Source organism: Paraburkholderia sp. FT54 (assembly GCF_031585635.1).
GTDB lineage: Bacteria > Pseudomonadota > Gammaproteobacteria > Burkholderiales > Burkholderiaceae > Paraburkholderia.
Genome location: NZ_CP134196.1, coordinates 1,660,973 through 1,681,661 on the forward strand (window position 1 = coordinate 1,660,973; position 20,689 = coordinate 1,681,661).

At 64.3% G+C, this 20,689-nt stretch carries 21 protein-coding genes; 13 read left to right on the forward strand and 8 right to left on the reverse strand.

Going from position 1 to position 20,689, the window contains the following annotated elements:
• Window positions 1-33: 33 nt before the first annotated feature.
• Window positions 34-960, reverse strand: a complete 927-nt coding sequence (locus RI103_RS26960) for an AraC family transcriptional regulator (RefSeq protein WP_310815504.1) — start codon at window positions 958-960, stop codon at window positions 34-36.
• Window positions 961-1,165: 205 nt separating this feature from the next.
• On the opposite strand from RI103_RS26960, the gene RI103_RS26965 reads away from it, so the two are divergent.
• Together RI103_RS26965 and RI103_RS26970 are read left to right on the forward strand one after the other, a co-directional pair.
• Window positions 1,166-2,083 carry an NAD(P)H-binding protein gene (locus RI103_RS26965; protein WP_310815505.1) on the forward strand — a complete coding sequence of 306 codons (918 nt, stop codon included), beginning with the start codon at window positions 1,166-1,168 and terminating at the stop codon, window positions 2,081-2,083.
• A gap of 14 nt (window positions 2,084-2,097) precedes the next feature.
• Window positions 2,098-2,301 carry a hypothetical protein gene (locus RI103_RS26970; protein ID WP_310815506.1) on the forward strand — a complete coding sequence of 68 codons (204 nt, stop codon included), beginning with the start codon at window positions 2,098-2,100 and terminating at the stop codon, window positions 2,299-2,301.
• A gap of 133 nt (window positions 2,302-2,434) precedes the next feature.
• Here the strand turns inward: RI103_RS26970 and ribA are convergent, their stop codons facing one another.
• A complete protein-coding gene (gene ribA / locus RI103_RS26975) occupies window positions 2,435-3,085 on the reverse strand; it encodes a GTP cyclohydrolase II (protein WP_116121574.1) in 651 nt (216 codons plus the stop codon).
• Window positions 3,086-3,357: 272 nt separating this feature from the next.
• Between ribA and RI103_RS26980 the strand changes: the two genes are divergently transcribed.
• Window positions 3,358-3,801: a CBS domain-containing protein gene (locus RI103_RS26980; RefSeq protein WP_012426849.1), complete on the forward strand. Its 444-nt coding sequence runs from the start codon at window positions 3,358-3,360 to the stop codon at window positions 3,799-3,801.
• 374 nt (window positions 3,802-4,175) lie between these two features.
• Here the strand turns inward: RI103_RS26980 and RI103_RS26985 are convergent, their stop codons facing one another.
• On the reverse strand, window positions 4,176-4,520 hold the full coding sequence (locus RI103_RS26985) for a DUF4148 domain-containing protein (protein WP_310815508.1): 345 nt from the start codon (window positions 4,518-4,520) through the stop codon (window positions 4,176-4,178).
• A gap of 281 nt (window positions 4,521-4,801) precedes the next feature.
• Window positions 4,802-5,440 carry a DNA-3-methyladenine glycosylase gene (locus tag RI103_RS26990; protein WP_310815510.1) on the reverse strand — a complete coding sequence of 213 codons (639 nt, stop codon included), beginning with the start codon at window positions 5,438-5,440 and terminating at the stop codon, window positions 4,802-4,804.
• A gap of 414 nt (window positions 5,441-5,854) precedes the next feature.
• On the opposite strand from RI103_RS26990, the gene RI103_RS26995 reads away from it, so the two are divergent.
• Together RI103_RS26995 and RI103_RS27000 are read left to right on the forward strand one after the other, a co-directional pair.
• The gene (locus RI103_RS26995; protein WP_310815511.1) at window positions 5,855-6,211 is read left to right on the forward strand and encodes a BON domain-containing protein; all 357 of its coding nucleotides are present in this window, start codon (window positions 5,855-5,857) and stop codon (window positions 6,209-6,211) included.
• Window positions 6,212-6,694: 483 nt separating this feature from the next.
• Complete coding sequence (locus tag RI103_RS27000; RefSeq protein WP_310815512.1) at window positions 6,695-7,777, forward strand: ionic transporter y4hA; 1,083 nt, start codon at window positions 6,695-6,697, stop codon at window positions 7,775-7,777.
• Between the two features lie 66 nt (window positions 7,778-7,843).
• Here RI103_RS27000 and RI103_RS27005 read toward each other — a convergent pair whose 3' ends face one another.
• On the reverse strand, window positions 7,844-8,737 hold the full coding sequence (locus RI103_RS27005) for a LysR substrate-binding domain-containing protein (protein WP_310815513.1): 894 nt from the start codon (window positions 8,735-8,737) through the stop codon (window positions 7,844-7,846).
• A 545-nt stretch (window positions 8,738-9,282) separates the two neighbouring features.
• Here RI103_RS27005 and RI103_RS27010 point away from each other — a divergent pair.
• The 7 genes from RI103_RS27010 (at window position 9,283) to RI103_RS27040 (ending at window position 15,695) form a co-directional block, all read left to right on the forward strand.
• Window positions 9,283-10,377, forward strand: a complete 1,095-nt coding sequence (locus tag RI103_RS27010) for an extracellular solute-binding protein (RefSeq protein ID WP_310815514.1) — start codon at window positions 9,283-9,285, stop codon at window positions 10,375-10,377.
• Entirely contained in the window at window positions 10,374-11,324 is a 951-nt protein-coding gene (locus tag RI103_RS27015) for an ABC transporter permease (protein WP_310815516.1), read from the forward strand. Before RI103_RS27010 ends, RI103_RS27015 begins: the two co-directional genes overlap by 4 nt.
• Window positions 11,321-12,208: an ABC transporter permease gene (locus tag RI103_RS27020; protein ID WP_310815518.1), complete on the forward strand. Its 888-nt coding sequence runs from the start codon at window positions 11,321-11,323 to the stop codon at window positions 12,206-12,208. Before RI103_RS27015 ends, RI103_RS27020 begins: the two co-directional genes overlap by 4 nt.
• Before the next feature lie 38 nt (window positions 12,209-12,246).
• On the forward strand, window positions 12,247-13,320 hold the full coding sequence (locus RI103_RS27025) for an ABC transporter ATP-binding protein (protein WP_310815519.1): 1,074 nt from the start codon (window positions 12,247-12,249) through the stop codon (window positions 13,318-13,320).
• A gap of 77 nt (window positions 13,321-13,397) precedes the next feature.
• The gene (locus RI103_RS27030) at window positions 13,398-14,222 is read left to right on the forward strand and encodes a transporter substrate-binding domain-containing protein (RefSeq protein WP_310815521.1); all 825 of its coding nucleotides are present in this window, start codon (window positions 13,398-13,400) and stop codon (window positions 14,220-14,222) included.
• Between the two features lie 67 nt (window positions 14,223-14,289).
• Window positions 14,290-15,036 (forward strand): amino acid ABC transporter permease, encoded by a 747-nt coding sequence (locus tag RI103_RS27035; protein WP_310815523.1) that lies wholly within the window; start codon window positions 14,290-14,292, stop codon window positions 15,034-15,036.
• Between the two features lie 2 nt (window positions 15,037-15,038).
• Window positions 15,039-15,695 (forward strand): amino acid ABC transporter permease, encoded by a 657-nt coding sequence (locus RI103_RS27040; protein ID WP_310815525.1) that lies wholly within the window; start codon window positions 15,039-15,041, stop codon window positions 15,693-15,695.
• Window positions 15,696-15,775: 80 nt separating this feature from the next.
• Here RI103_RS27040 and RI103_RS27045 read toward each other — a convergent pair whose 3' ends face one another.
• Genes RI103_RS27045 through RI103_RS27055 form a run of 3 tightly spaced genes read right to left on the reverse strand, consistent with a single transcriptional unit; the run spans window position 15,776 to window position 19,778 of the window.
• Entirely contained in the window at window positions 15,776-17,056 is a 1,281-nt protein-coding gene (locus RI103_RS27045) for a cytochrome c (RefSeq protein WP_310815527.1), read from the reverse strand.
• A gap of 12 nt (window positions 17,057-17,068) precedes the next feature.
• Window positions 17,069-19,321, reverse strand: coding sequence for a xanthine dehydrogenase family protein molybdopterin-binding subunit (locus tag RI103_RS27050; RefSeq protein ID WP_310815528.1), 2,253 nt, complete (start codon window positions 19,319-19,321; stop codon window positions 17,069-17,071).
• Window position 19,322: 1 nt separating this feature from the next.
• Window positions 19,323-19,778, reverse strand: coding sequence for a (2Fe-2S)-binding protein (locus RI103_RS27055; RefSeq protein ID WP_007177017.1), 456 nt, complete (start codon window positions 19,776-19,778; stop codon window positions 19,323-19,325).
• Between the two features lie 410 nt (window positions 19,779-20,188).
• Here RI103_RS27055 and RI103_RS27060 point away from each other — a divergent pair, with 410 nt between their 5' ends.
• Window positions 20,189-20,587, forward strand: coding sequence for a hypothetical protein (locus RI103_RS27060; protein WP_310815530.1), 399 nt, complete (start codon window positions 20,189-20,191; stop codon window positions 20,585-20,587).
• Window positions 20,588-20,689: the final 102 nt, after the last annotated feature.

Genomic DNA, 20,689 nt, shown 5'->3' on the forward strand with positions numbered 1-20,689 from the left:
GCGAGGCCGTGCGCATCACGTCGTTTTCAGGCTCTATCGCGGTATGGCAATGCTGCGGACCGGGTTCGATTCGAACTCGACAACGCTGCCTGCATCCGCACTCGACCTGATCAGCTCGCGCGGCGTCACACCCAGCAGGCGGCCCATCCAATGCGCCATATGGCTCTGATGCGCGAACCCCGTATCGAGCGCGATCTGACTCGCGTTGAGCTTGCCTTGCAGCAGCAGCGTTCGCGCGCGCTCCACGCGCCGCTGCACCACGTACTGATGCACCGGCATGCCGAGTGTCTCGCGAAACAGCACCTTGAAATGCGGCACGCTCAACTCGGCCAGCGCGGCCAGTTCGCTCAGCGTGAGACGCTGGTCGAGATGCGCTTCGATGTACTCGATCACGCGTGCGGCCGTTTTCAGCGCGAGCGTGCGCCGCTTGTTCTCGAGCGTCGGCGCTGCGCCGACCAGCCGCACCACCATCGCCGTACACAGGCTTTCGGCGTAGAGCGGATCGGATGACTCGTGCGCTTCGAGCTCCGCGCGTAGGGCCCAGGCGAGATGCTGAAAGCGCGGATCGCGCATCTGGAATTGCGGACGCAGTTGCGCGTCGCCCGATTTCAACGCGAGTTGCTCGACGGTCCGCTGCGCGAACGCCTCGCTGATCCACACGCTGAAAATCGTGCAGGCGGCTTCGTCGCTCCACTGCCCGTCGAGTCCGGCGGGAATCACGTCGGCATCGCCATGCGCCTGGATTCGCGAGTAGCGGCGCTCGTTGCACAGGCAGCGTGCCCTGACCGGTGCGCCCACATGCACGCCCACCCGGTGATATTTGAACGCGGGAATACGGTGCAAGCCCGCGGAAACGTTCACCAGTTCCGCGCCGAAGCCTTGCCAGCCGAGCAGCCTGCTCGAACGCAACACGACGCGGGAACCACTCTGCGGTTGCGGTATCGGTGTGACTGCATTCATTGCGTCCCTCTTGAATCACAATCCGTGTGTCTGCATTGTGCGGCGTTTTGCGCGGTTTCGCTCCGCTCTACGTAATTCATTGCGCCCGCCGCGGCGCGGCAAATGAAACCATCATCCGAATCTGCGCGGCACGATCCTTGCCCGCGCGCTTCCACGCCGCTATGTCCCTAAGATGAGGCCATACCGAGCCAACGAGGAGCGCAACGTGTTCGTGATTTTTGGAGCAGCCGGCAATGTCGGCACAGCAAGCGCGGCGGCATTACGCCGGGCTGGCCGCAACGTGCGTGCGGTGGTCCGCAACGAAAAACAGGGCGAATTCCTCGCGCAGATCGGCTGCGAGATCGCCGTTGCCGATCTGCGCGACGCCGCGACGGTGGCGCGCGCGATCTATGGCGCGCGTGCCGTGCAACTGCTGTGTCCAGTGCCACGTGGGCACGCCGATCCCGCACAGGCGATGCGGCGCATGATCGACGCGAGCGTCGCGGCATTGCGCGCCGATCCGCCGCCGCGCATTCTCGCGCTCTCCGACTACGGAGCGGAACACGCGGACGGCACGGGCATCACCACGCTGTTTCACGAGCTTGAAACGCAACTGCGAACCGTGGACTCGCAGTTGACGTTTCTGCGCGCCGCCGAACACATGCACAACTGGGCGCGCGTGCTGCCGATCGCGCTCGCGAGAGGCGCGCTGCCGAGTCTGCATCATCCGTTGAGCAAGCGCTTCCCGACCGTCGCCGCACAGGACGTGGGCGTGCTGGCCGCCGAGTTGTTGCTCGACGATAGCGTGCAGCCGGTCTCGCCGCGTGTCGTGAGCATCGAAGGCGATGCGCGCGTCAGCGCATTGGACGTCGCGCGCACGATCAGCGAACTGGCGGGCCGCGCAGTCGCGGCACGCGAAGTGCCGCGCGGCGATTGGGCCGCGATGCTGCAAGCCGCGGGACTCGGCGAACAGCACGCGCGTTTGATCACCGATCTCTACGACGCGCACAACGCGGGTCGCATCGATGTTGAAGCGGACATCAGCGAGCGGCGTTTCGGCGCGACGACGCTCGCGCAAGTATTGGCGGCGATTCTGCCGCGCGTGGCCGAAGCTGCGGCTACTGCCGACGGCACCGCTCGCTAGGGAGGAAGGACCGCATGCATACCTGCCCTTTGCTACGTGCATCGATCGATGCGCGCAAGGTCGAGCCCCAACATCGAACGCAGTCAACGCGCACGAGCACGCGCGCGCGCCGCTGGCTGGCGATGTCGGCAAGTCTGGTGGGATGGCTGGGCTGGCACGCGCTGCGGGACGTGCTCAATGCGATTCCCGACAGCAACGACGACTTCAGCCTGTTCTGATCCGCTGCGTTGCGAGACGACGGACGCGCAAAACAAAACGCCCGAGATGCAATCCCGGGCGCAAGATCTCGACGAATCCGCCGCTACAGCGCCGCCTGCGGCTCACACACGGCGGCCGGCGCACACGCGTGGCTCATTCGTTCTCGTCGAAGTAATGCCCGAACTTCACCTGCTTGGTGCGGATATAGCGCTCGTTTTCCTCGCGCATCGGAATCGCCAGCGCGACCCGCTCGCACACCGGAATGCCGTGCTTGGACAGCGTGTCGAACTTCTCCGGATTGTTGCTCATCAGGCGCACGGACGTGACCTTCAGCGTGCGCAGAATGCCCGCCGCCGAATCGTATTCGCGCGAGTCGTCCGGCAAGCCGAGATCGAGATTGGCCTCGACGGTGTCGCGCCCCTGCTCCTGCAGCGCATACGCGCGAATCTTGTTCGACAGGCCGATGCCGCGCCCTTCGTGGCCACGCAGATACAGCAGCACGCCGCAGCCTTCCGCCGCGATGTAACGCAGCGCGAGGTCGAGCTGCTCGCCGCAGTCGCAGCGGTACGAGCCGAGCACGTCGCCGGTGAGGCACTCGGAATGCAGGCGCGTCAGCACGGACGACTGGTTGGCGACGTCGCCCATCACGAGCGCGAGATGTTCGGCGCCGCTTTCGCACACGCGAAACACGTAGGAAGTGAACGTGCCGTAGCGCGTGGGAAGCGTGGCGGTAGCGTCGAGAATGACGCATTCGCCGTTGGGTGCGCCGTCTACTGCGGGCGACGGATCGTGAGACGTGAGCATGGCGTTAGACAGTGGTGCTGACATGAACCCGATCAAACCGGGAATAAGGTACGGACTGGGAGTTTACCGCTAATCGGCGTCCCGCACCCGTATGCCTTGCACGCAGCACGGAACCGGCGTCGCGGCGCGCCACGACTACCCGAGTTAAACGTCCGGCGCGCCACAGGTATTCCCGAAGTACCTCAGTGGCGCGTCACGCCTATACTGGAATGGCCTGTCCCTCACGACAGCGCGCCGCGCCGGCGTGCTGCACTGCGAAACGGAGCCGCTCCATGACAAGCGTTGCACAGCTTCTTAAAACGAAACCGAACAACACCACCGTTTTTACTGTCGGGGCCGACGACTCAGTCTATGAGGCAATCAAGCTGATGGCCGAAAAGGGCATCGGCGCGCTGGTCGTCACCGACGGCGATAGCATCGCCGGAATCGTCACGGAGCGCGACTATGCGCGCAAAGTCGTGCTGATGGACCGCTCCTCGAAGGCCACGCCGGTGCGCGACATCATGAGCAAGGCCGTGCGCTTTGTACGCCCCGATCAGACCACCGACGACTGCATGGCTCTCATGACAGAGCGGCGCATGCGCCACTTGCCCGTCATCGAGAATGACCGGCTGGTCGGCATGGTATCGATCGGCGACCTGGTGAAGAACATCATCGCCGAACAGCAGTTCACCATTCAGCAGCTCGAGTTCTATATTCACGGCGAGCGGCCCTGACGCACGGCCCACGCCGCGCAACCCCGCGCGCAAAAAAAGCCCAATCGGTCAAACGGTTGGGCGAAGCTACCTTGCGGCAGCGGAGGTTCCCTGGCTTGTGGACCGCGACTCGCGCGGCACGGCGTTCTTATGGCGCTCGCCGCGCTGCCGCCGCGTGTCGCGCCCAATCTATCCGCCGTTTGAAGCGGTGCGCGCCACCAATGCAGCACGCATTGCTATCGACTTCAGACGGCGTGCTGGCTGACTACTGGATCTGGTCTCAAGGCGAGGCGCTACGCGAACCACGGTTCGATTGAGCGGCGCGCTTCCGCCTCGATCGGCGTTCAGCAGGCAACCCGGCCGCGAGGGGCCGAATGCCTGCCCGGCTGCCTCGCTTAATTGCCGAAGTACACCGACTTCGGACCCGACATCGGCTGAACCACGCCGCCGGCTTGCGACGAACCACTCATGGCGCCGCCGTAACCGCTGGTGTCGGCGACGGGTTCCTGCGTTTGCGCGACCGCCGGGTTTTGCGCCTGGACGCGTTGTTCAGCAGCCTGAATGTCGGCCGGATAGGTCGAGTCGCTGGAGATCGCCGGGTTATAGCCGGCTTGTTCAACGCGCATCAGATCGGCGCGAACTTCCGCGCGGGTGACGGGCTGTTGGCTCGACTGAGCGAACGAAGCGATCGGAGCGGCGAGAACGGCTGCAATGGCGACTGCCTTGATGAGCGATTTCATGATGACTTACCTCCAGACTGGTTTTATTTGCGACGCTTGCCACACCATGTGAGAAGCGAGTGATTTCAGTCTAGTCACCAGATCGCCAAGGGAAAACCCTAGATTGCGAGATATATAATTGTCGGATTCGCAAAAATTGTCCAAAAATTACCGTAAAACTCGATCCAAATAGCATGCTTAACGTAATAATTGTCGGGATCGTAACCCTTTGTGTCTGACGTTTCAAAAATATCCCTGATCTGAGCGTGTTCTGCCGGCGTAGGCCTGATCGCTGGGCAAATTTACGCCCTCTTCGGCGCACCGGGCTGGGGCATCAGCAGCTTGCGCGGCCCGCTGACAAACGCGCTGCCGGGTTCAAAAAACCTGAGCGGTCGATGCATTTCGCGCGACAGGCCAATGCGCGTCGTCACACCCACCGGCACTTCGCCCCGCTCTATGACGCCGATCCACAAGCCGCGCCCCGCGCACAGATCCCAGCCGTCGAACGCCTGGCCGATACCGAGCGCCATGGTGAGCCGGCCGGGTCCCCGCGCGAGATCGCGCAGCGGCACGCCGGGCCGGCGCGCTTCCATCAGCGGCAGGCCCTCGAGCGGTTCGATCGCGCGCAACAGGATGCCGGCGCCGACCTCTTCCGCTTCGGCGGACATGTTGAGCATGTACGACAGCCCATAGGTCAACCGCACATACGCATGACCCGGCGCGAGAAACATCGAACCGTTATACGGACGACGGCCGATAAACGCATGACTGGTCGAATCCCCGAGCGGATACGCCTCGGTTTCGACGATTCGTCCGCTCATGCGCCCATCGGGCAGATCGTGCACGAGATATTTGCCGATCATGAAGCGCGCGAGTTCGACGGTATCGAGCGGTAAATCGTCACGAAGCAACGGCAGGATGGGAAGGAGCTGCTTCCGCATGCGTTAGGCCTTGTTTTTAAAGCGCATGGCGCTGGACATAAAAGTATGCGAACGACATGGGATGCGTGCGCCTGAGCCGCCGCGAGCCGCCAGAAACGGCGCGACGCACGCATGGCTTCCAGCGGTAGAACGCCATCGGTCAGTTTTCATCGGCCTGTTCGTTGTACCAAAACCTCACTTCCGTGCTGCGCCGCCATCACCATGGCACTAATTGGAGTATCGTGTGTTTCCGGCCTGCAGCACAGCCTTTGCCGGCCTACGTGTGTTTCGGCCCGCCCGAATCAGCATATAGATTGAAAGCATTCGCACGATCCGCAGCACCGTTCCATTCAGTTTTGATCCCGATGTACCTGCTGGTGTAGCGCACTGTCCCATCCGGGGGCGGTTGTACCCATGACAATAGGAGAGAGTTGAATGAAAGCATTTCCGGCAATCAAGATGATCGGCGGCGCGTTGATCGTTCTCGCGTCCCTCAATGCGTATGCGCAAAGCAGCGATGCCGCAGCCCCGGCGGCGGCATCGGCGTCGCCGACGGCCAAGCAGACCAAGGCGGCCAACCGCGCCATGGGCCGCAAAGTCCGCACCGCGCTGTCGAAGACGAAGGGCCTGAGCGTGGCGAACATCACCGTGCGCGCGCGTGGCGGCGCAGTGACGCTGGCCGGCACCGTGCCCGAGCAGCAGCAGATCGATCTGGCAACCCAGGCGGCGCAAGGCGTGGCCGGCGTGACGTCGGTCAAGAACGCCCTGACGATCCGTCCGGTCGGCCAGTAAAAGGGTGAACCTGCCGCAAACGAAATAGCCGGGCGCCATGCCTTCTCGCAGGGCATTGGCGCCACCGGACCGGCTTCGAGCGGTTTCGCCGGGCGCGCCGCACCGCGGTGTATGCCCGGCACACTGAGGTTCGCCCGATATCCGCCTTCAGCGAACGAAAGCGCCATGCATACCGGTCGCCGTAGCCATCGCGCATTAGCTACGCACCAGCCACGTCCACCACGCGCTATCCGCGCAATTCCGCGCGAGCCGATCCCGTTCACCAGTAGTCGCCGTTTGCGCCACAGCATGCCGGACGCAGAGTCGTCGTGTGTTCCCCAAGGAGCGACGGAAACCACTCGCGCCACCAACAATCCTTTATAATTTAAAGCGTTAGAGCGCGTTGCTTAGAATATGCATGAACATGTGCACTCGCTTCAAGCCAAGGCGGAAGCCGTTCGCGTCCGCCGGGCCATTCACTACAAGCATTGAAAGGAAGCCCGAATGACCACGCCCGCGACCGTTCTGCCCCGCTGGACCATTGCCGTGCCGTTCGTCGCGTGGATCGTGCTCGGTATCGCGTATGCCATGCCCGGCAGCGGACTGCTGCTCGTGCTGGTCGGCGTGGCGCTGTGCGCGGCGGTCTTCACGGCGGTGCATCATGCGGAAGTGGTCGCGCATCGCGTCGGTGAACCGTTCGGCACGCTGGTGCTGGCGGTGGCTGTCACCGTGATCGAAGTCGCGCTGATCGTCTCGGTCATGCTCACGTCCGGTCCGGAAAAGGCCGGTCTCGCGCGCGACACCGTATTTGCCGCGGTGATGATCGTCTGCAACGGCATCGTCGGCATCTGCCTGCTGGTGGGCGGCATCCGCCATCGCGAGCAGGATTTTCAAAGCCGTGGTGCCGCCGCGGCGCTGGCCGTGCTCGCGTCCCTGTCCGTGCTGACGCTGGTCATGCCGAACTACACGACCACCAGCGTCGGCCCGATCCTGTCGTCTTCGCAACTGGCGTTTGCCGGGGTGTCGTCCCTGGTGCTGTACGGCGTGTTCGTGTTCGTCCAAACCGTGCGCCATCGCGATTACTTCCTCGCCGGCGTGCCGGACGAAGACGTCCACGCCGCGCCGCCGAGCGCCGGCCAGGCACTGGCGGCCGGCGGTCTGCTGCTGGTGTGCCTCGTCGCGGTGGTGCTGCTCGCCAAGGTGCTCTCACCGGTGGTCGAAACCGCGGTCAAGAATGCGGGCGCGCCGCCGGCCGTGGTCGGCATTATCATTGCCGCGCTCGTGCTGCTGCCTGAAGGGCTCGCTGCCGTGCGCGCGGCGCGCGCCGACCGCTTGCAGAACAGTCTGAATCTCGCGTTGGGCTCGGCGCTGGCCAGCATCGGGTTGACCATTCCGACCGTCGCCGGCGTGTTTTTGTACACCCAGCAGCCGCTGGTGCTCGGCATCGACGGCAAGGAAACGGTGCTGCTCGTCCTCACGCTGATAGTCGGCACGCTGACGCTCAGCTCGGGCCGCACGACGATTCTTCAAGGCGCCGTGCATCTGTCGCTGTTCGCGGCGTACCTGTTTCTGTCGTTCGCGCCTTGACCCTGGACGTCAGAGCCTGAAGGACCGGCGTCGGATCGGCTGACCCACGCCGCCACGACAGCCGGACTACTCTTCCCAGTGCGCCGCGATCCAGTCGCGAAACAGATTCAGCTTCTGCTGATGCGCGACCGAGTCCGGGTACACGAAGTAATAACGCCACCCGGTCTTGAGCACCGTATCGAATGGCCGCACGAGGCGCTTGGCCGCCACGTCCTCGTCGATCAGTGCAAGGTCGCTGATCGCGACGCCGAAGCCCTGTAATGCGGCGTTGGTCGCCATATCTAGGGTGTCGAAGCTCGGGCCGTGCTCGGCGTCGATCGCCGTGGCGTTCGCGGCATCGATCTCGGTCACCTTGGCGAGCCACATTTTCCAGTCGCGATGATCGCGCGTGGGATGCAGCAGCGTGTGGCGCGCGAGGTCGGCCACCTCGGCAAGCGGCTTATCTTTCAGCAGATCGGGCGCGCACACGGGCGTCAGACGCTCCTCGAACAAGGGCACCGCCTGCACGTCCGCCCCCGGCGACGAGCCGTAAATGATCGCGGCATCGAACGGTTCGAGCTGGAAATCGACGTCGTGCTGCCACGTGGTCGTGATCTGCACGTGCAGCTCGGGATATTCGGCCTGGAAGCGCATGATCTTCGGCAGCATCCAGCGCATCACGCAGGTCGGCACTTTCAGCGCGAGATCGGTGCGCTGCCGGGTCAGGCGCAGCGAAATTTCCTCGATGCGCGCGAAGCTCTCCTTCACGGCCGGCAGCAGCAATTCCCCTTCGGCGGTGAGCGTCAGGCCTTTCGCATGACGCTTGAAGAGCGGAAACTTGTAGTAATCCTCGAGCGCGATGATTTGCCGGCTGACCGCGCCCTGCGTCAGGCATAAGTGGTCGGCGGCGCGCGTGAAACTGCGATGCCGCGCCACGGTTTCGAAAATCTGCAGCGCGTTGAGCGGCGGTAGGCGTCGCATCGTGGGTGTCCAGTCCGATCAGGAAAAGTCATTGCGTGGGCGTGGCGGTGCCGGTCGTCGCGTACCGCCAAAACACCTCTCGCGGGCCTACAGGATACGCGATCACAAATTGACGCGCGGGAAGCCAGCGACGCGCCGGCCATGCATTCGGCTCATGCCGACAGCGGGCCCTGCGGCCAATCAAACTGTCGCGCACCGACACAGGGCAAAACACGTTCGCAACCGCACCAGAACCGAGCTTTCCTCATACCTCAGGAAGGACGCGAATCGTCGACAAAGCATGGACGTTAACCCGCATGCGCTACTGCCTCGGCGCTCCCGCCGTGTGACGGGCGCGCGCCACCCCGGTCGCACGACGGCCGTTGCATGAGATTACGTCATGCTGTCCATGCGCATATTTCGTTTGTTGAGGGATTTTGGCAAACCTAGAGTGCATCCACACGCAGCGCAGGCAGGCAACGCGAATCAGCGAGGCAATGGCGGCGGTCACAGCGATATCACCAGCGAACCGGCACTCAACGAGGCGTTCAACACAGGAGACCGCCATGCAAGAGATCAAACGGGGTAGAAGGCAGGCCATCAAGGCGCTTGGCGCGGCGCTCGCGGCGTCCACCTTGCCGATGCCGTTCATCAACCTGCGCGCGCAGGAACACAATTTCAGCGGCAAGACGCTGCGCCTCCTGACCTGGTCGGACGACACGGGCGCTGCCGCTTTGCGCAATATCGCCGCCACGTTCACGGCGGAAACCGGCGCCAAAGTAATCGCCGACCGTGCCGACGGCACCTCCGGCATGGTCGCCAAAGTCAAAGCCGCGCGCGATCGCCCCACTTACGACGTCATCACATTGGCCGGCGTGGGCGCGGCCGGCCTCGGCGACGCCGGTCTGCTGATGAAGCCCGATCTGGACAAGCTGCCGAACCTGAAAGACGTCGCGGCGCAATACCGCACGGGCGCGAACGGCTTCGGCGTCGGCTACCTGCTGTGGTCGGATGGGTTGATCTACAACACGTCGACGGTCAAGACCGCGCCGGCGTCGTATGAAGCCTTGTGGGATCCCAAATACGCCGGACGCCTGTTCCTGCCGCCACCCGAGTGGGCCGAAGCGGTGGACCTGGCGATCATCGCCGCGAAAATGAACGGCGGCTCGCAACAGAACATCGAGCCGGGCTTCAAGAAACTGATGCAGCTGAAAGATCGCGTCATGACGCTCGGCGAGAACCCGAACCAGGTGGCCGATCTGTTCCGCACCGGCTCGCTCGATATCGGCGGCATCTATTCGCCGGCGTTCTTCCCTGCCCAGATCCGCAAGCCCGAGTACAAGATGGGCGTGACCTACGGCATGAAAGAAGGCTTCGCCACGCAACTGATGTTCACCGTGATCCCCAAGTCGCATCCGGGCGACAGCGATCTGATCCACGCCTTCATCAACCATTCGCTCGACGCGGGCGTGCAAGGCCGCATGGCCGCCGACGTGCTGAACGGCCCGGTGAATTCGAAAGCGGTGATTCCCGCCGAGAGCCGCGCGTTCGTGCCGAGCCCGCAGCAGATCGCCGAGAAAGCCGTGCTGCACGACGACAAGGCGCTCGCGGTGGTACAGCCGGCGTGGATCAAGCGTTACACCGAAATCTTCTCGGCATGACCGCGATGCTCGCGCGCTTTTCGCGGCGTGTTTCATCGGCGTCCGCTGCTTCGGCGGACGCGTCCTCTCCCGGACCGGACACGCCCGCCGGCACCGCGCTGGCGAAAGCGCGGCCATGGCTGCTGCTCGCGCCGATTCTGCTGTTTCTCGCCATCCTCGGCGCGGCGGCGCTGGTCGTGCTGCGCATGAGCTTCGGCACGCAGGGCAACGAGTGGCGCGGCTTCACGCTGCAAAACTACGCGGACCTGCTCGACGGCTACTTCCTGAAGTCGTTGTGGCTCACGTTGAAGCTCGCGTTCCAGAGCATGATCTGCGCGGTGCTGCTGGCGATTCCGGTCGCGCTGGCCATGGCGCGCACGAAGTCGCGGCTCGCGCGGCGGCTTCTGCTCGCAGGCGTATTACTGCCGCTGCTCGTCAATCTGCTGCTGCAGGGCTATGGCTGGCTGATCATTCTCGGGCCGGCCGGTCTGCTCAATCACGCGCTGCTCGGCAGCGGCTTCGTGCAACGTCCGTTGATGTGGCTGTACCGCGAAAACGGCGTGCTGCTCGGTCTGATCCAGACGGCGTTTCCACTCGCCGTCCTGCCGCTTTCGAGCGCGATGCGCGCGGTCTCGAGCTCCTACGAAGAAGCCGCCGCCACGCTCGGCGCGACGCGCTGGCAAACGCTGCGTCACGTGCTGTTGCCTTTGGCGATGCCCGGTCTCGTGTCCGGCGCGCTGCTCGTGTTCGCCTACAACGCGAGCGCGTTCGCCGTACCGCTGCTGCTCGGCGGACGCCGCGTGCCGATGCTCGCCGTGCTGGTGCACGATCAGGTCGCGCCCTTGCTGAACTGGCCAGCGGCCTCCGCGTCGGGCGTCGTTTTGATGGTCGCCACGCTGACGGTGATGGCGTTGTCGCAGCGCCTCGTGCGCCGCACGCAGCGTCTTTCCGAGGAGCCTCACGCATGAGCACGCCCGTTCAAACCGCTCCCGCGCGCATGCCGGGCTCGCCGCGCTCACCACGCCTCGCGGCCGTCATGCCCGGCCAACTCGGCAAGTCTACCGCCCTGCTTGCGGCGATCGTGCTGTTCCTCGCCGCGCTGCCGATCCTCACGATGATCACCATGTCGTTCAGCGCGGCCGACACGCTCGAATTCCCGCCGCACGCCTACGGCTTGCACTGGTATCGCGCCGCGTGGCACAGCTTCGTGTCGCCGGACGCGAGCGACACGCTGTCGATGGGCGCCGCGTTGCGCACGAGCCTGATCGTCGCGCTGTCGACCATGGTCATCGCCACGCTCGTCTCGGTGCCCGCCGCCTACGCGTTGAGCCGCTACCGCTTTCGCGGCAAGCCCGCGGTCGAACAACTGGTCGCGTTGCCGCTCGTCTACCCGCTGGTGATGCTCGGCCTGTCGCTGCTGCTGGTGTTCAACGTGCTGCCGGTCGAACTCGGCGTGTTCCGCCTGATCATCGCGCATGTGATTCTGGCGCTGCCGTTCACCGTGAAGAATTGCGCGGCGTCGGTCGCCGCCATCGGCCCGGAGTTCGAAGAGGCTGCCTGCGTGATGGGCGCGAGCCCGAGCCGCGCGCTCGTCGACGTGATCCTGCCGCTCATGCGCCCCGGCATTCTCGCCGGCATGCTGTTCGCGTTCATCATCTCGTTCAACGAATTCACGGTGACGTTCTTCCTCTATGGCATCGATACGATGACGCTGCCGGTGTGGCTCTACAGCCGCACGGTGTCGTCACTCGATCCGACCGTGTTCTGTTTCGCCGTGTTCATCGTCGCGATCGACTTCGCACTGATCTGGCTGCTCGAAAAGCTGATCGGCGACGAAGGCGTCGCTTTGTGAACCTGCGCACTTGTGGCGCTTGACTGCTGGAGCATCCGATGACCCATTTAACCTTGCAGGCCGTGACACGGCGTTTCGGCGCGGCGCATGCCGTCGACAGCGTCGATCTGAGCGTGCCCGACGGCAAGCTGGTGTGCTTTCTCGGCCCGTCCGGCTGCGGCAAGACCACGCTGCTGCGGATGATCGCCGGGCTGGAAACGCCGACCTCCGGCAGCATCCATTTCGCCGGGCGCGACATCACGCGACTGCCGGCGAACCAGCGCGACTTCGGCATGGTGTTCCAGTCTCTCGCGCTGTTTCCGCATATGACGGTCGCGCAAAACATCGCGTATCCGCTGAAGCTGCGCAAGACCGCGAAGGACCAGCAGACGCGCCGCGTGGCCGAGTTGCTGGAACTGATCCAGTTGCCGCACATGGCGAACCGGCCGGTCACGCAACTCTCCGGCGGCCAGCGTCAGCGCGTGGCGATTGCGCGCGCGATCGCCTCGCAGCCGAAACTGCTGCTGCTCGACGAGCCGCTCTCCGCGCTCGACGCCAAGCTGCGCGAGGCGATGCAAGTGGAGATCCGCTTGCTGCAGCAGCGTCTGGGCATCACGACGATCATGGTCACGCACGATCAGCGCGAAGCGATGACGATGGCCGACGAAATCGTCGTGATGGAGAAAGGCCGCATCGCCCAGGTCGGCAAGCCGCTCGATATCTACCGCGATCCGGTCAGCGAGTTCGTCGCCGACTTCATCGGCCTCGGCAATATCCTGCCGGTCACGTACGACGGCGCGGGCGGCGTGAGCCTGCCGGGCGGCCGGCGCATCAGCGTCGTGCAACCGGCGCGCGTGCCGGAGTCCAGCAGCGACATCCGTCTGCTGATCCGCCCGGAAGACGTGTGCGTAAAAGCGGCGTCCGACGCAGCGGGCCCGAACCGGCTGCAAGGCACCGTCACGTTTATCCGCGACGTGGGCGCGTCGCTCGAAGCGACCATCGACTGCGCCGGCTTCGTCCTGACCGCCGCCACCACGCCGCGCGAGACGCCGGGGCTCACGCTCGGCATGCCAGTGCTCGCGGAATTGCCGCCGCATGCGTGCAAACTGATCGCCGCACGGGCCAGGCACTGAAGCGCATTGAAACGCGCGCTATTGACTCACACCGACTCGTCCATTCCAATACCGACATTTTCGACAGAGGAAAGATCATGATCCACCGCCCCGCTACCCAATCCCGCACCCGCCGGGTGTTCGCCACGCTCGCCGCGACGCTCGCCTTTACCGCTCTCGGCGCGCTGTGCGCGTTGCCGTCGGCCGCGCATGCGGACGCGCTCGACAACATCGCCAAGACGGGCACGGTGCGCATCGGCGTATTCGAAGACTATCCGCCGTTCGGCTCGATCGGCCCGGACATGAAGCCGATGGGCTACGACATCGACGTCGCCAACCTGATCGGCAAGGCGCTCAACGCCAAGGTCGAACTCGTGCAGGTGACGGGCGACAACCGCATGGCCTATCTCGCCGACCACAAGGCGGACATGCTGCTGTCGGTCGGGCAGACGCCGGAACGCGAAAAGGTGATCGACTTCTCGCAACCGTACGCGCCGTACTACCTTGCCGTGTTCGGCCCGAAAGCCCTGCCCGTGAAGAACGCCGCCGATCTCGCCGGCAAGTCGATTTCGGTCGCGCGCGGCACGCTGGAAGACCTGAGCGTGACCAAGATCGCGCCGCCCACGGCGAACATCAAACGTTTCGACGATCCTAACGGCGCAATTTCGGCGTTTCTTTCTGGTCAGGTACAGTTGATGGTAGTCGGCAACGACGTCGGCGCCACGATTCTCGCGCGTCATCCCGCCAACGATCCCGAGCAGAAGTTCTCGCTGTTCAGCTCGCCGGATCACGTCGGTTTGAACAAGAACGAGCCGCGTCTGAAACAGAAGGTCGACGAAACGATTGCCAAGGCCCGCAAGGACGGCACCATGAACGCGATTTCGCAGAAATGGCTGCGCGCGCCGCTGCCGGCCGACCTCTGAACCTTTTTTGCGCGGACCATGAAGCGTGGTCCGCGCCGGAGTTTGACCTCACGATGAGCGCCACGCCATGACTTATGCGTTCGATTTCAGCGGCTTCGGCCTCTATGCGGGGATGCTCGCGCGCGGCGTCGCCGTGACCCTGGGGCTGACGGCCGTCTCGACTTTGCTCGGCGGGATCGTCGGCATTGCCGGTGCGAGCGTCGCCGTGGCCGGGCCGAAATGGGCGCGCTGGGTGGTGGCGAGTTATGTGGAACTGATCCGCAACACGCCGTTCATCGTGCAGTTGTTCTTCGTGTTCTTCGGCTTGCCGAGCCTCGGCATCCATATCGATGAAGTGCAGGCCGCGATTCTGGCCATGACCGTCAACCTCGGCGCCTACGCCATAGAGATCGTGCGCGCCGGCATCGACTCGATTTCGCGCGGCCAGGTGCAGGCAGCGCAGGCGCTTGGTCTGCACGGGCGCCAGGTGTTTCGCTTCATCGTGCTGCCACAGGCCATCGCCAACGTGTTTCCCGCGCTGCTGAGCCAGGTGCTGATCGTGATGCTCGGCTCGGCGGTGGTCTCGCAGATCTCAGTGCCCGATCTCACGTATGCGGCCAACTTCATCCAGTCGCGTAACTTCCGCTCGTTCGAAAGCTACCTGATCATCACCGCGACGTATCTGGTGCTGTCGATCGTATTGCGGCAAATCCTCAACCGGCTCGGCCGCGGTCTGTTCGCGGGCCGTGCGGCGCGCGGCAACGAGAGCGCGCCGCGCAACTGGCGCAATCGCCTGATGTGGCGCGGCGCCCGCACCCTGCCCACGGAGCGTTGATCATGGTCGAATTCACGCTGTGGGACATTGCCCGCAATCTGTTGCTCGCCGCCCGCTGGACGGTGCTGCTGTCGCTGATCGCGTTTGTCGGCGGCGGCATCGTCGGGCTGATTCTGCTCGCGATGCGCGTGTCGCCGATTGCCTGGCTGCGCCGCATCGTCGTGGTGTATGTGGAAGTGTTTCAGGGCACGCCGCTGCTCATGCAGCTCTTTCTGGCGTTCTTTGGTTTGCCGCTGCTCGGCGTCGATGTGTCGCCGTGGGTCGCGGCCACCGTCACCTTGACGCTCTACACGAGCGCGTATCTGGTCGATATCTGGCGCGGCTGCGTCGAAGCCGTGCCGCGCGGCCAGTGGGCCGCGGGCGCGAGTCTCGGCATGACCTTCGGTCAGCAGCTGCGCTATATCGTGTGGCCGCAGGCGCGGAAAATCGCGGTGGCGCCGACGGTCGGCTTTCTCGTGCAAGTGGTGAAAAGCACGGCGCTCGCGTCGATCATCGGCTTCACCGAATTGACCAAGACCGGCACCATGATCACCAACGCCGCGTTCCGCCCGTTCCCGATCTACGGCATGGTCGCGATGATTTACTTCGCGATGTGCTTCCCGCTGACGTGGTACGCGCGGGTGCTGGAAAAACGGCAGAAGGTGGGCCAGCATCGCTGAGATTTCGCGCAGCGCGGCGAATTGAAAAAGCGGCAACCGTGCACAACGGTTGCCGCTTTTTTATTGCCGCCGTGAGAGGACTAGCGAGCCGCGTGCGTCGACTTGCGCAACTTCGCCACGTCGTCCGCCGTCACCGCCGGCGCGCCGTTGTTCCAGCCGGCCCGCACGAAAGTCAGCACGTCGGCGATCTGCTGGTCGTTGAGCACCGGCGCGTACTTCGGCATCGGATACGGCGCGGGAATGCCGCCGATCACCAGATCCTCGGTGCCGTTCAACGTCACGTTGATCAGCGACGACGGATCCTTCTCCAGCACGTTCGGATTGCCGGACAACGGCGCCAGCATCGGCGCGAAGCCGCGTCCGTCGACACCGTGGCAGTGCATGCAATACGCCGTATAGACGCGCGCGCCGGCATCGTTCGCGGGACGGTTGAGTGACACCTTCGTCGCCTGCGGGTCGTACCTATAAGGCGGCGCACCGTTGCCGCCCGCCGGCGGCAGCGACTTCAGATACGTCGACATGGCCGCGATGTCCGTATCGTTCATGCCCTGCGTGCTGTTATTGATCACGCTGGTCATCGAACCGAACGCCGAGGCATGGCGATTCGCGCCGGTCTTCAGGAACGCCTGCAGGTCCTGATCGTTCCAGCGGCCCAGACCGACGTTCTGCTCGCCGGTGAGGTTGGCCGCGAACCAGCCGTCGAGCACGCCGCCGGTGAGGAACGCACTGCCGCTTTCGTCGAGCGCCTTCTCCTGGAACGCGATGCCGCGCGGCGTGTGGCACGACCCGCAGTGTCCGAGCCCCTGAATCAGATACGCGCCGCGGTTCCAGGCCACGTCCTTGCCCGACTTGTCCTGATAGACGCCTTTATCGAGGAACACCATGTTCCAGAATTTCAACGGCCAGCGCATGTTCATCGGCCACTTGATGTCGGCCTCGCGATTCGCCTGCTGCACCGGTGCCACGCCGCTCATGAAATACGCATACAGCGCTTTCATGTCGTCGTCGTTGACCTTGGCGTAGGACGGATACGGCATCGCCGGATAGAGGTTGTGGCCGTCTTTCGCGACGCCTTCGCGCATCGCCCGCGCGAAGTCCTCTTCCGTATAGGCGCCGATGCCGGTCTGCTGGTCGGGCGTGATGTTGGTGGTGTAGATCTGGCCCATCGGCGTGGTCATCGGCAAGCCGCCCGCGAACGGCTTGCCCTTGGGCGCCGTATGACAGGCGACGCAATCACCGACCTTCGCCAGATACGCGCCGCGTTGCACCAGCGCGGGATCGGCTGACTGCGCGGCCGCCTGCGCGAACAACGGCAGTGTCACGAACAACGCCGCACCGAAACCCTTCAATGTGTTTTTCATGTCTGGCTCCGGTCAGGCGGTTTGCAGTTGGCTGCCGACCGGCAATTGCCGCAGCCGCTTGCCGGTGGCCGCGTAAATCGCGTTGGTCAGCGCGGGCGCGAGCGCCGCCGTGCCCGGTTCGCCGATGCCCCCGGGCGCCTCGCTGCTCTTCACGATATGCACCTCGATAGGCGGCGTCTGATCGATGCGCAGCATCCGGTAGTCGGTGAAGTTGCTCTGCTCGACGCGGCCGTCCTTGATCGTGATCTCGCCGTAAAGAGCCGCGGTGATGCCGAAGATGATGCCGCCCTGCACCTGCGCCTCGATCGTGTTCGGATTGACCACCATGCCGCAATCGACCGCGCACACCACGTGCTTGACCGCCACCTCGCCCTGATCCACCGCGACGTCGACGACGATCGCAAAGAAGCTGCCGAACGCGTGCATGACCGACACGCCGCGCCCTTGCCCCTTCGGCACCGCGCCGCCCCAGTTCGCCGCCTGCGTGGCGACGTTGAGCACGTTCAGTGCGCGCGGTGTCTTGCCGAGCAGATCCTGACGGTATTTGACGGGATCGACTTTGGCCTGCGCCGCGAGTTCGTCGATGAAACTCTCCACCACGAAGGTGCCGCGCGTCGGTCCCACGCCGCGCCAGAATGCGGTGGGCACCGCGTGCGGCTCCTCGCGCACGTAGTCGACCAGCTGATTCGGCAGGTCGTATGGCAGATCCGACGCGACTTCGACCGCATCGGGATCGAGGCCGTTCTTGAAAGCGGGCGGCGCGAACCGCGCCAGCACCGAGGAACCGACGATGCGATGTTGCCACGCGACCGGTTTGCCATTGGCGTCGAGCCCGGCCGAAATCTTGTCGTAGTAATACGGGCGGTACATGTCGTGCTGAATGTCTTCTTCGCGCGTCCAGACCACCTTCACCGGCGTCGACACCTGTTTGCCGACCTTCACCGCCTGCGTGACCATGTCGAACTCGAGCCGTCGCCCGAAGCCGCCGCCGATCAGATGGTTGTGCACGACGATCTTGTCGGCGGGCAGGCCCGTGACGGCCACGGCGGCATCCACCACGCGCGTGGGCACCTGTGAGCCGAGCCAGACATCGCAACCGTCGGGGCGCACATGCACCGTGCAGTTGATCGGCTCCATGGTGGCGTGCGCGAGGAACGGCTGCTGATACACGGCGTCGACGCGCGTCTTCGCATTGGAAAAGGCATTGCCGACGTCGCCGTCCTTGCGCGCCACCGCGCCGTTGCGCTGCGAGGCGTTGGCGAGATCGTCGACGATCTGCTTCATCGACAGGTTCGCTCCCGCGCCTTCGTTCCACTTGATGACGAGCGCCTGCACGCCGCGTTTGGCGGCCCACGTATGGTCGCCAATCACCGCGACCGCGTTGTCGATCTTGACGACCTGGCGCACGCCGGGGATTTTTTTCGCGTGGGTGTCGTCGACGCTGGCGAGTGTGCCGCCGAACACCGGGCAGTTCGCAATCGCCGCGTAGACCATGTCGGGCACACGCACGTCGAGCCCGAACATCGCGGTGCCGTCTACTTTCTCCGGCGAATCGAGGCGCTTCGCCGCCGTGCCGATCAGCTTGAAGTCCTTCGGATCCTTGAGCTTGACGTTCTGCGGCGCGGGCAGACTGGCGGCTGCGCTCACCAGTTGACCATAGCCGATGCTGCGGTTGCTGGCCGCGTGAATCACCTGCCCGGCCTGCGCATGACAGCTTGCCGGGTCGACCTGCCATTGCTGCGCCGCCGCGCTGATCAGCACAGTGCGCGCCGTTGCGCCCGCTTTACGCATGGGCTCCCACGCGTAGCGGATCGAGGTCGAGCCACCCGTGAGCTGGCCGCCGAGCAGCGGGTCCATGAAGAGCTTCTCGTTCGGCGGCGCGTGATCGACGGTGACCGTGTCCAGCGGTACTTCGAGCTCCTCGGCGATCAGCATCGGAATCGACGTGTAGACGCCCTGGCCCATCTCGACCTTCGGAATCACGAGCGTGACCTTGCCTGCCGTGTCGATCTGGATGAACGCGTTCGGCGCGAACACACCGCTTTGCGGCGTTTCCACGCCGTCGCCGCCGATCACGGATTTGCCGGCCTTCTGATCCTGGCTGGCGGCCGGCATGCTGAAGCCGAGCAGCAGGCCGCCGCCGGCCGCCGCCCCCACCGTCACACCGAACTTCAGAAAGGTGCGGCGTGACAAGCCACCCGCGGCGCGCGCGTCGGCTTTCGACGGCTCCGCGCCGTTGTGCGCATCGAGCAATCCCTGGGACATGTCATGCCCCCTTCGCGGCTTGCTTGATCGCCGCGCGGATGCGGTTATACGTCCCACAGCGGCAGATATTGCCGGCCATGGCGGCGTCGATGTCCGCATCGGTAGGATTGGGGTTGCTCGCCAGCAGCGACGCCGCCGACATCACCTGCCCCGACTGACAGTAGCCGCATTGCACCACGTCCAATTGACGCCATGCCTGCTGCACTTTCTGGCCTGCCGGCGTGCTGCCCACTGCTTCGATCGTGGTGATCTTCCTGTCACCGACAGCCGCCGCCGGCAACACGCACGAGCGCACCGCCACGCCGTCGAGATGCACAGTGCACGCACCGCATTGAGCGATGCCGCAACCGAACTTCGTACCGGTCAGACCGACCAGATCGCGCAAGACCCACAGAAGGGGCATGTCGGGCGGCGCGTCGACGGTGTGCGTCTGGCCATTGATATTCAGCGTTGTCATTGAGCGGCTCCGAGTGGGGTTATTGTTTGGCAGGCTGTTTAGACAGAGACGTCGAACCAAAAGGTAAAGACTCGCAGCGTTTATTCGACAACCCGGACTAATGCGCGTCGCGGCTTTCCGGTCGTTGCAAACGGCGATCGATGCACGGGCGCGAACGTGCGGATACTGACCGGCGAATTGTAGACGCGCATTAGAAAGTTCGCCTCGCGGCTGCGCGCCGCCGGGCGCACGGAAAAAATATCGCGCGCGCGGATTGCATGGTTGAAAGGTGTTTTTAATCGACGGGAGATTATCCGCGTATCGGCCCGAGCGGCCGGCCTTTATCCGGTCAGTGAATCTTGTTGAATCAATGCCGGGCGATTTTGATAGCATGGATGCGGTCTGACTGACCATCCGAAGGAGTAGCACACATGGACGACTCGCAATGCACTCAATTCCTCTCGGACATTCGCCGACCGCTATTGGCGCTGCACAAGGCCATTCTCGATCACGAGCGTGCCGTGTACGAAAAGGAATTCGGCCCGGTCACGCCGGCGGCTTTCCTGCAGGTGCTCATCAACGGTTCGGGCTTCCGCTGGCTCACGCCGCTCTCGACGGTCATTGCGAACGTCGACGAAATTCTCGACGACAGGGAAGCCGAAGCCGCCGACCGGACCGCCGCAGCCGAAGCGGTGACGGGGCTGTTCTCGCCCGACCAGCCGAACAATGCGTTTCTGCCGCGCTATCTGCCGCTGTTGCAGGCCGATCCGGCGATCCTGCATCAGCATGGCCAGGTGTCGCAGTTGTTGCGAGGGATTGAATCGAAGTAGCCGGTTGCGCGCGGCCTTGTGCTCGCGTGGTGTGAGTTCTGGCCTCGTTTTGCCCTGCGGGTTGCCGGCAGTGTGCGTGCATGTTCGTTTGCCGTTGAAACG

What these genes read in the sequence shown, in the direction of transcription:
- RI103_RS27000 (WP_310815512.1), top strand. Translation starts at nt 6,695, where the DNA reads ATGACCACGCCCGCGACCGTTCTGCCCCGCTGGACCATTGCCGTGCCG.
- RI103_RS26970 (WP_310815506.1), top strand. Translation starts at nt 2,098, where the DNA reads ATGCATACCTGCCCTTTGCTACGTGCATCGATCGATGCGCGCAAGGTC.
- RI103_RS27015 (WP_310815516.1), top strand. Translation starts at nt 10,374, where the DNA reads ATGACCGCGATGCTCGCGCGCTTTTCGCGGCGTGTTTCATCGGCGTCC.
- RI103_RS27060 (WP_310815530.1), top strand. Translation starts at nt 20,189, where the DNA reads ATGGACGACTCGCAATGCACTCAATTCCTCTCGGACATTCGCCGACCG.
- RI103_RS26980 (WP_012426849.1), top strand. Translation starts at nt 3,358, where the DNA reads ATGACAAGCGTTGCACAGCTTCTTAAAACGAAACCGAACAACACCACC.
- RI103_RS27055 (WP_007177017.1), bottom strand. Translation starts at nt 19,778, where the DNA reads ATGACAACGCTGAATATCAATGGCCAGACGCACACCGTCGACGCGCCG.
- RI103_RS26995 (WP_310815511.1), top strand. Translation starts at nt 5,855, where the DNA reads ATGAAAGCATTTCCGGCAATCAAGATGATCGGCGGCGCGTTGATCGTT.
- RI103_RS27050 (WP_310815528.1), bottom strand. Translation starts at nt 19,321, where the DNA reads ATGTCCCAGGGATTGCTCGATGCGCACAACGGCGCGGAGCCGTCGAAA.
- RI103_RS27030 (WP_310815521.1), top strand. Translation starts at nt 13,398, where the DNA reads ATGATCCACCGCCCCGCTACCCAATCCCGCACCCGCCGGGTGTTCGCC.
- RI103_RS27025 (WP_310815519.1), top strand. Translation starts at nt 12,247, where the DNA reads ATGACCCATTTAACCTTGCAGGCCGTGACACGGCGTTTCGGCGCGGCG.
- RI103_RS27045 (WP_310815527.1), bottom strand. Translation starts at nt 17,056, where the DNA reads ATGAAAAACACATTGAAGGGTTTCGGTGCGGCGTTGTTCGTGACACTG.
- RI103_RS27035 (WP_310815523.1), top strand. Translation starts at nt 14,290, where the DNA reads ATGACTTATGCGTTCGATTTCAGCGGCTTCGGCCTCTATGCGGGGATG.
- RI103_RS27020 (WP_310815518.1), top strand. Translation starts at nt 11,321, where the DNA reads ATGAGCACGCCCGTTCAAACCGCTCCCGCGCGCATGCCGGGCTCGCCG.
- RI103_RS27040 (WP_310815525.1), top strand. Translation starts at nt 15,039, where the DNA reads ATGGTCGAATTCACGCTGTGGGACATTGCCCGCAATCTGTTGCTCGCC.
- RI103_RS26960 (WP_310815504.1), bottom strand. Translation starts at nt 960, where the DNA reads ATGAATGCAGTCACACCGATACCGCAACCGCAGAGTGGTTCCCGCGTC.
- RI103_RS26990 (WP_310815510.1), bottom strand. Translation starts at nt 5,440, where the DNA reads ATGCGGAAGCAGCTCCTTCCCATCCTGCCGTTGCTTCGTGACGATTTA.
- RI103_RS27005 (WP_310815513.1), bottom strand. Translation starts at nt 8,737, where the DNA reads ATGCGACGCCTACCGCCGCTCAACGCGCTGCAGATTTTCGAAACCGTG.
- ribA (WP_116121574.1), bottom strand. Translation starts at nt 3,085, where the DNA reads ATGCTCACGTCTCACGATCCGTCGCCCGCAGTAGACGGCGCACCCAAC.
- RI103_RS26985 (WP_310815508.1), bottom strand. Translation starts at nt 4,520, where the DNA reads ATGAAATCGCTCATCAAGGCAGTCGCCATTGCAGCCGTTCTCGCCGCT.
- RI103_RS27010 (WP_310815514.1), top strand. Translation starts at nt 9,283, where the DNA reads ATGCAAGAGATCAAACGGGGTAGAAGGCAGGCCATCAAGGCGCTTGGC.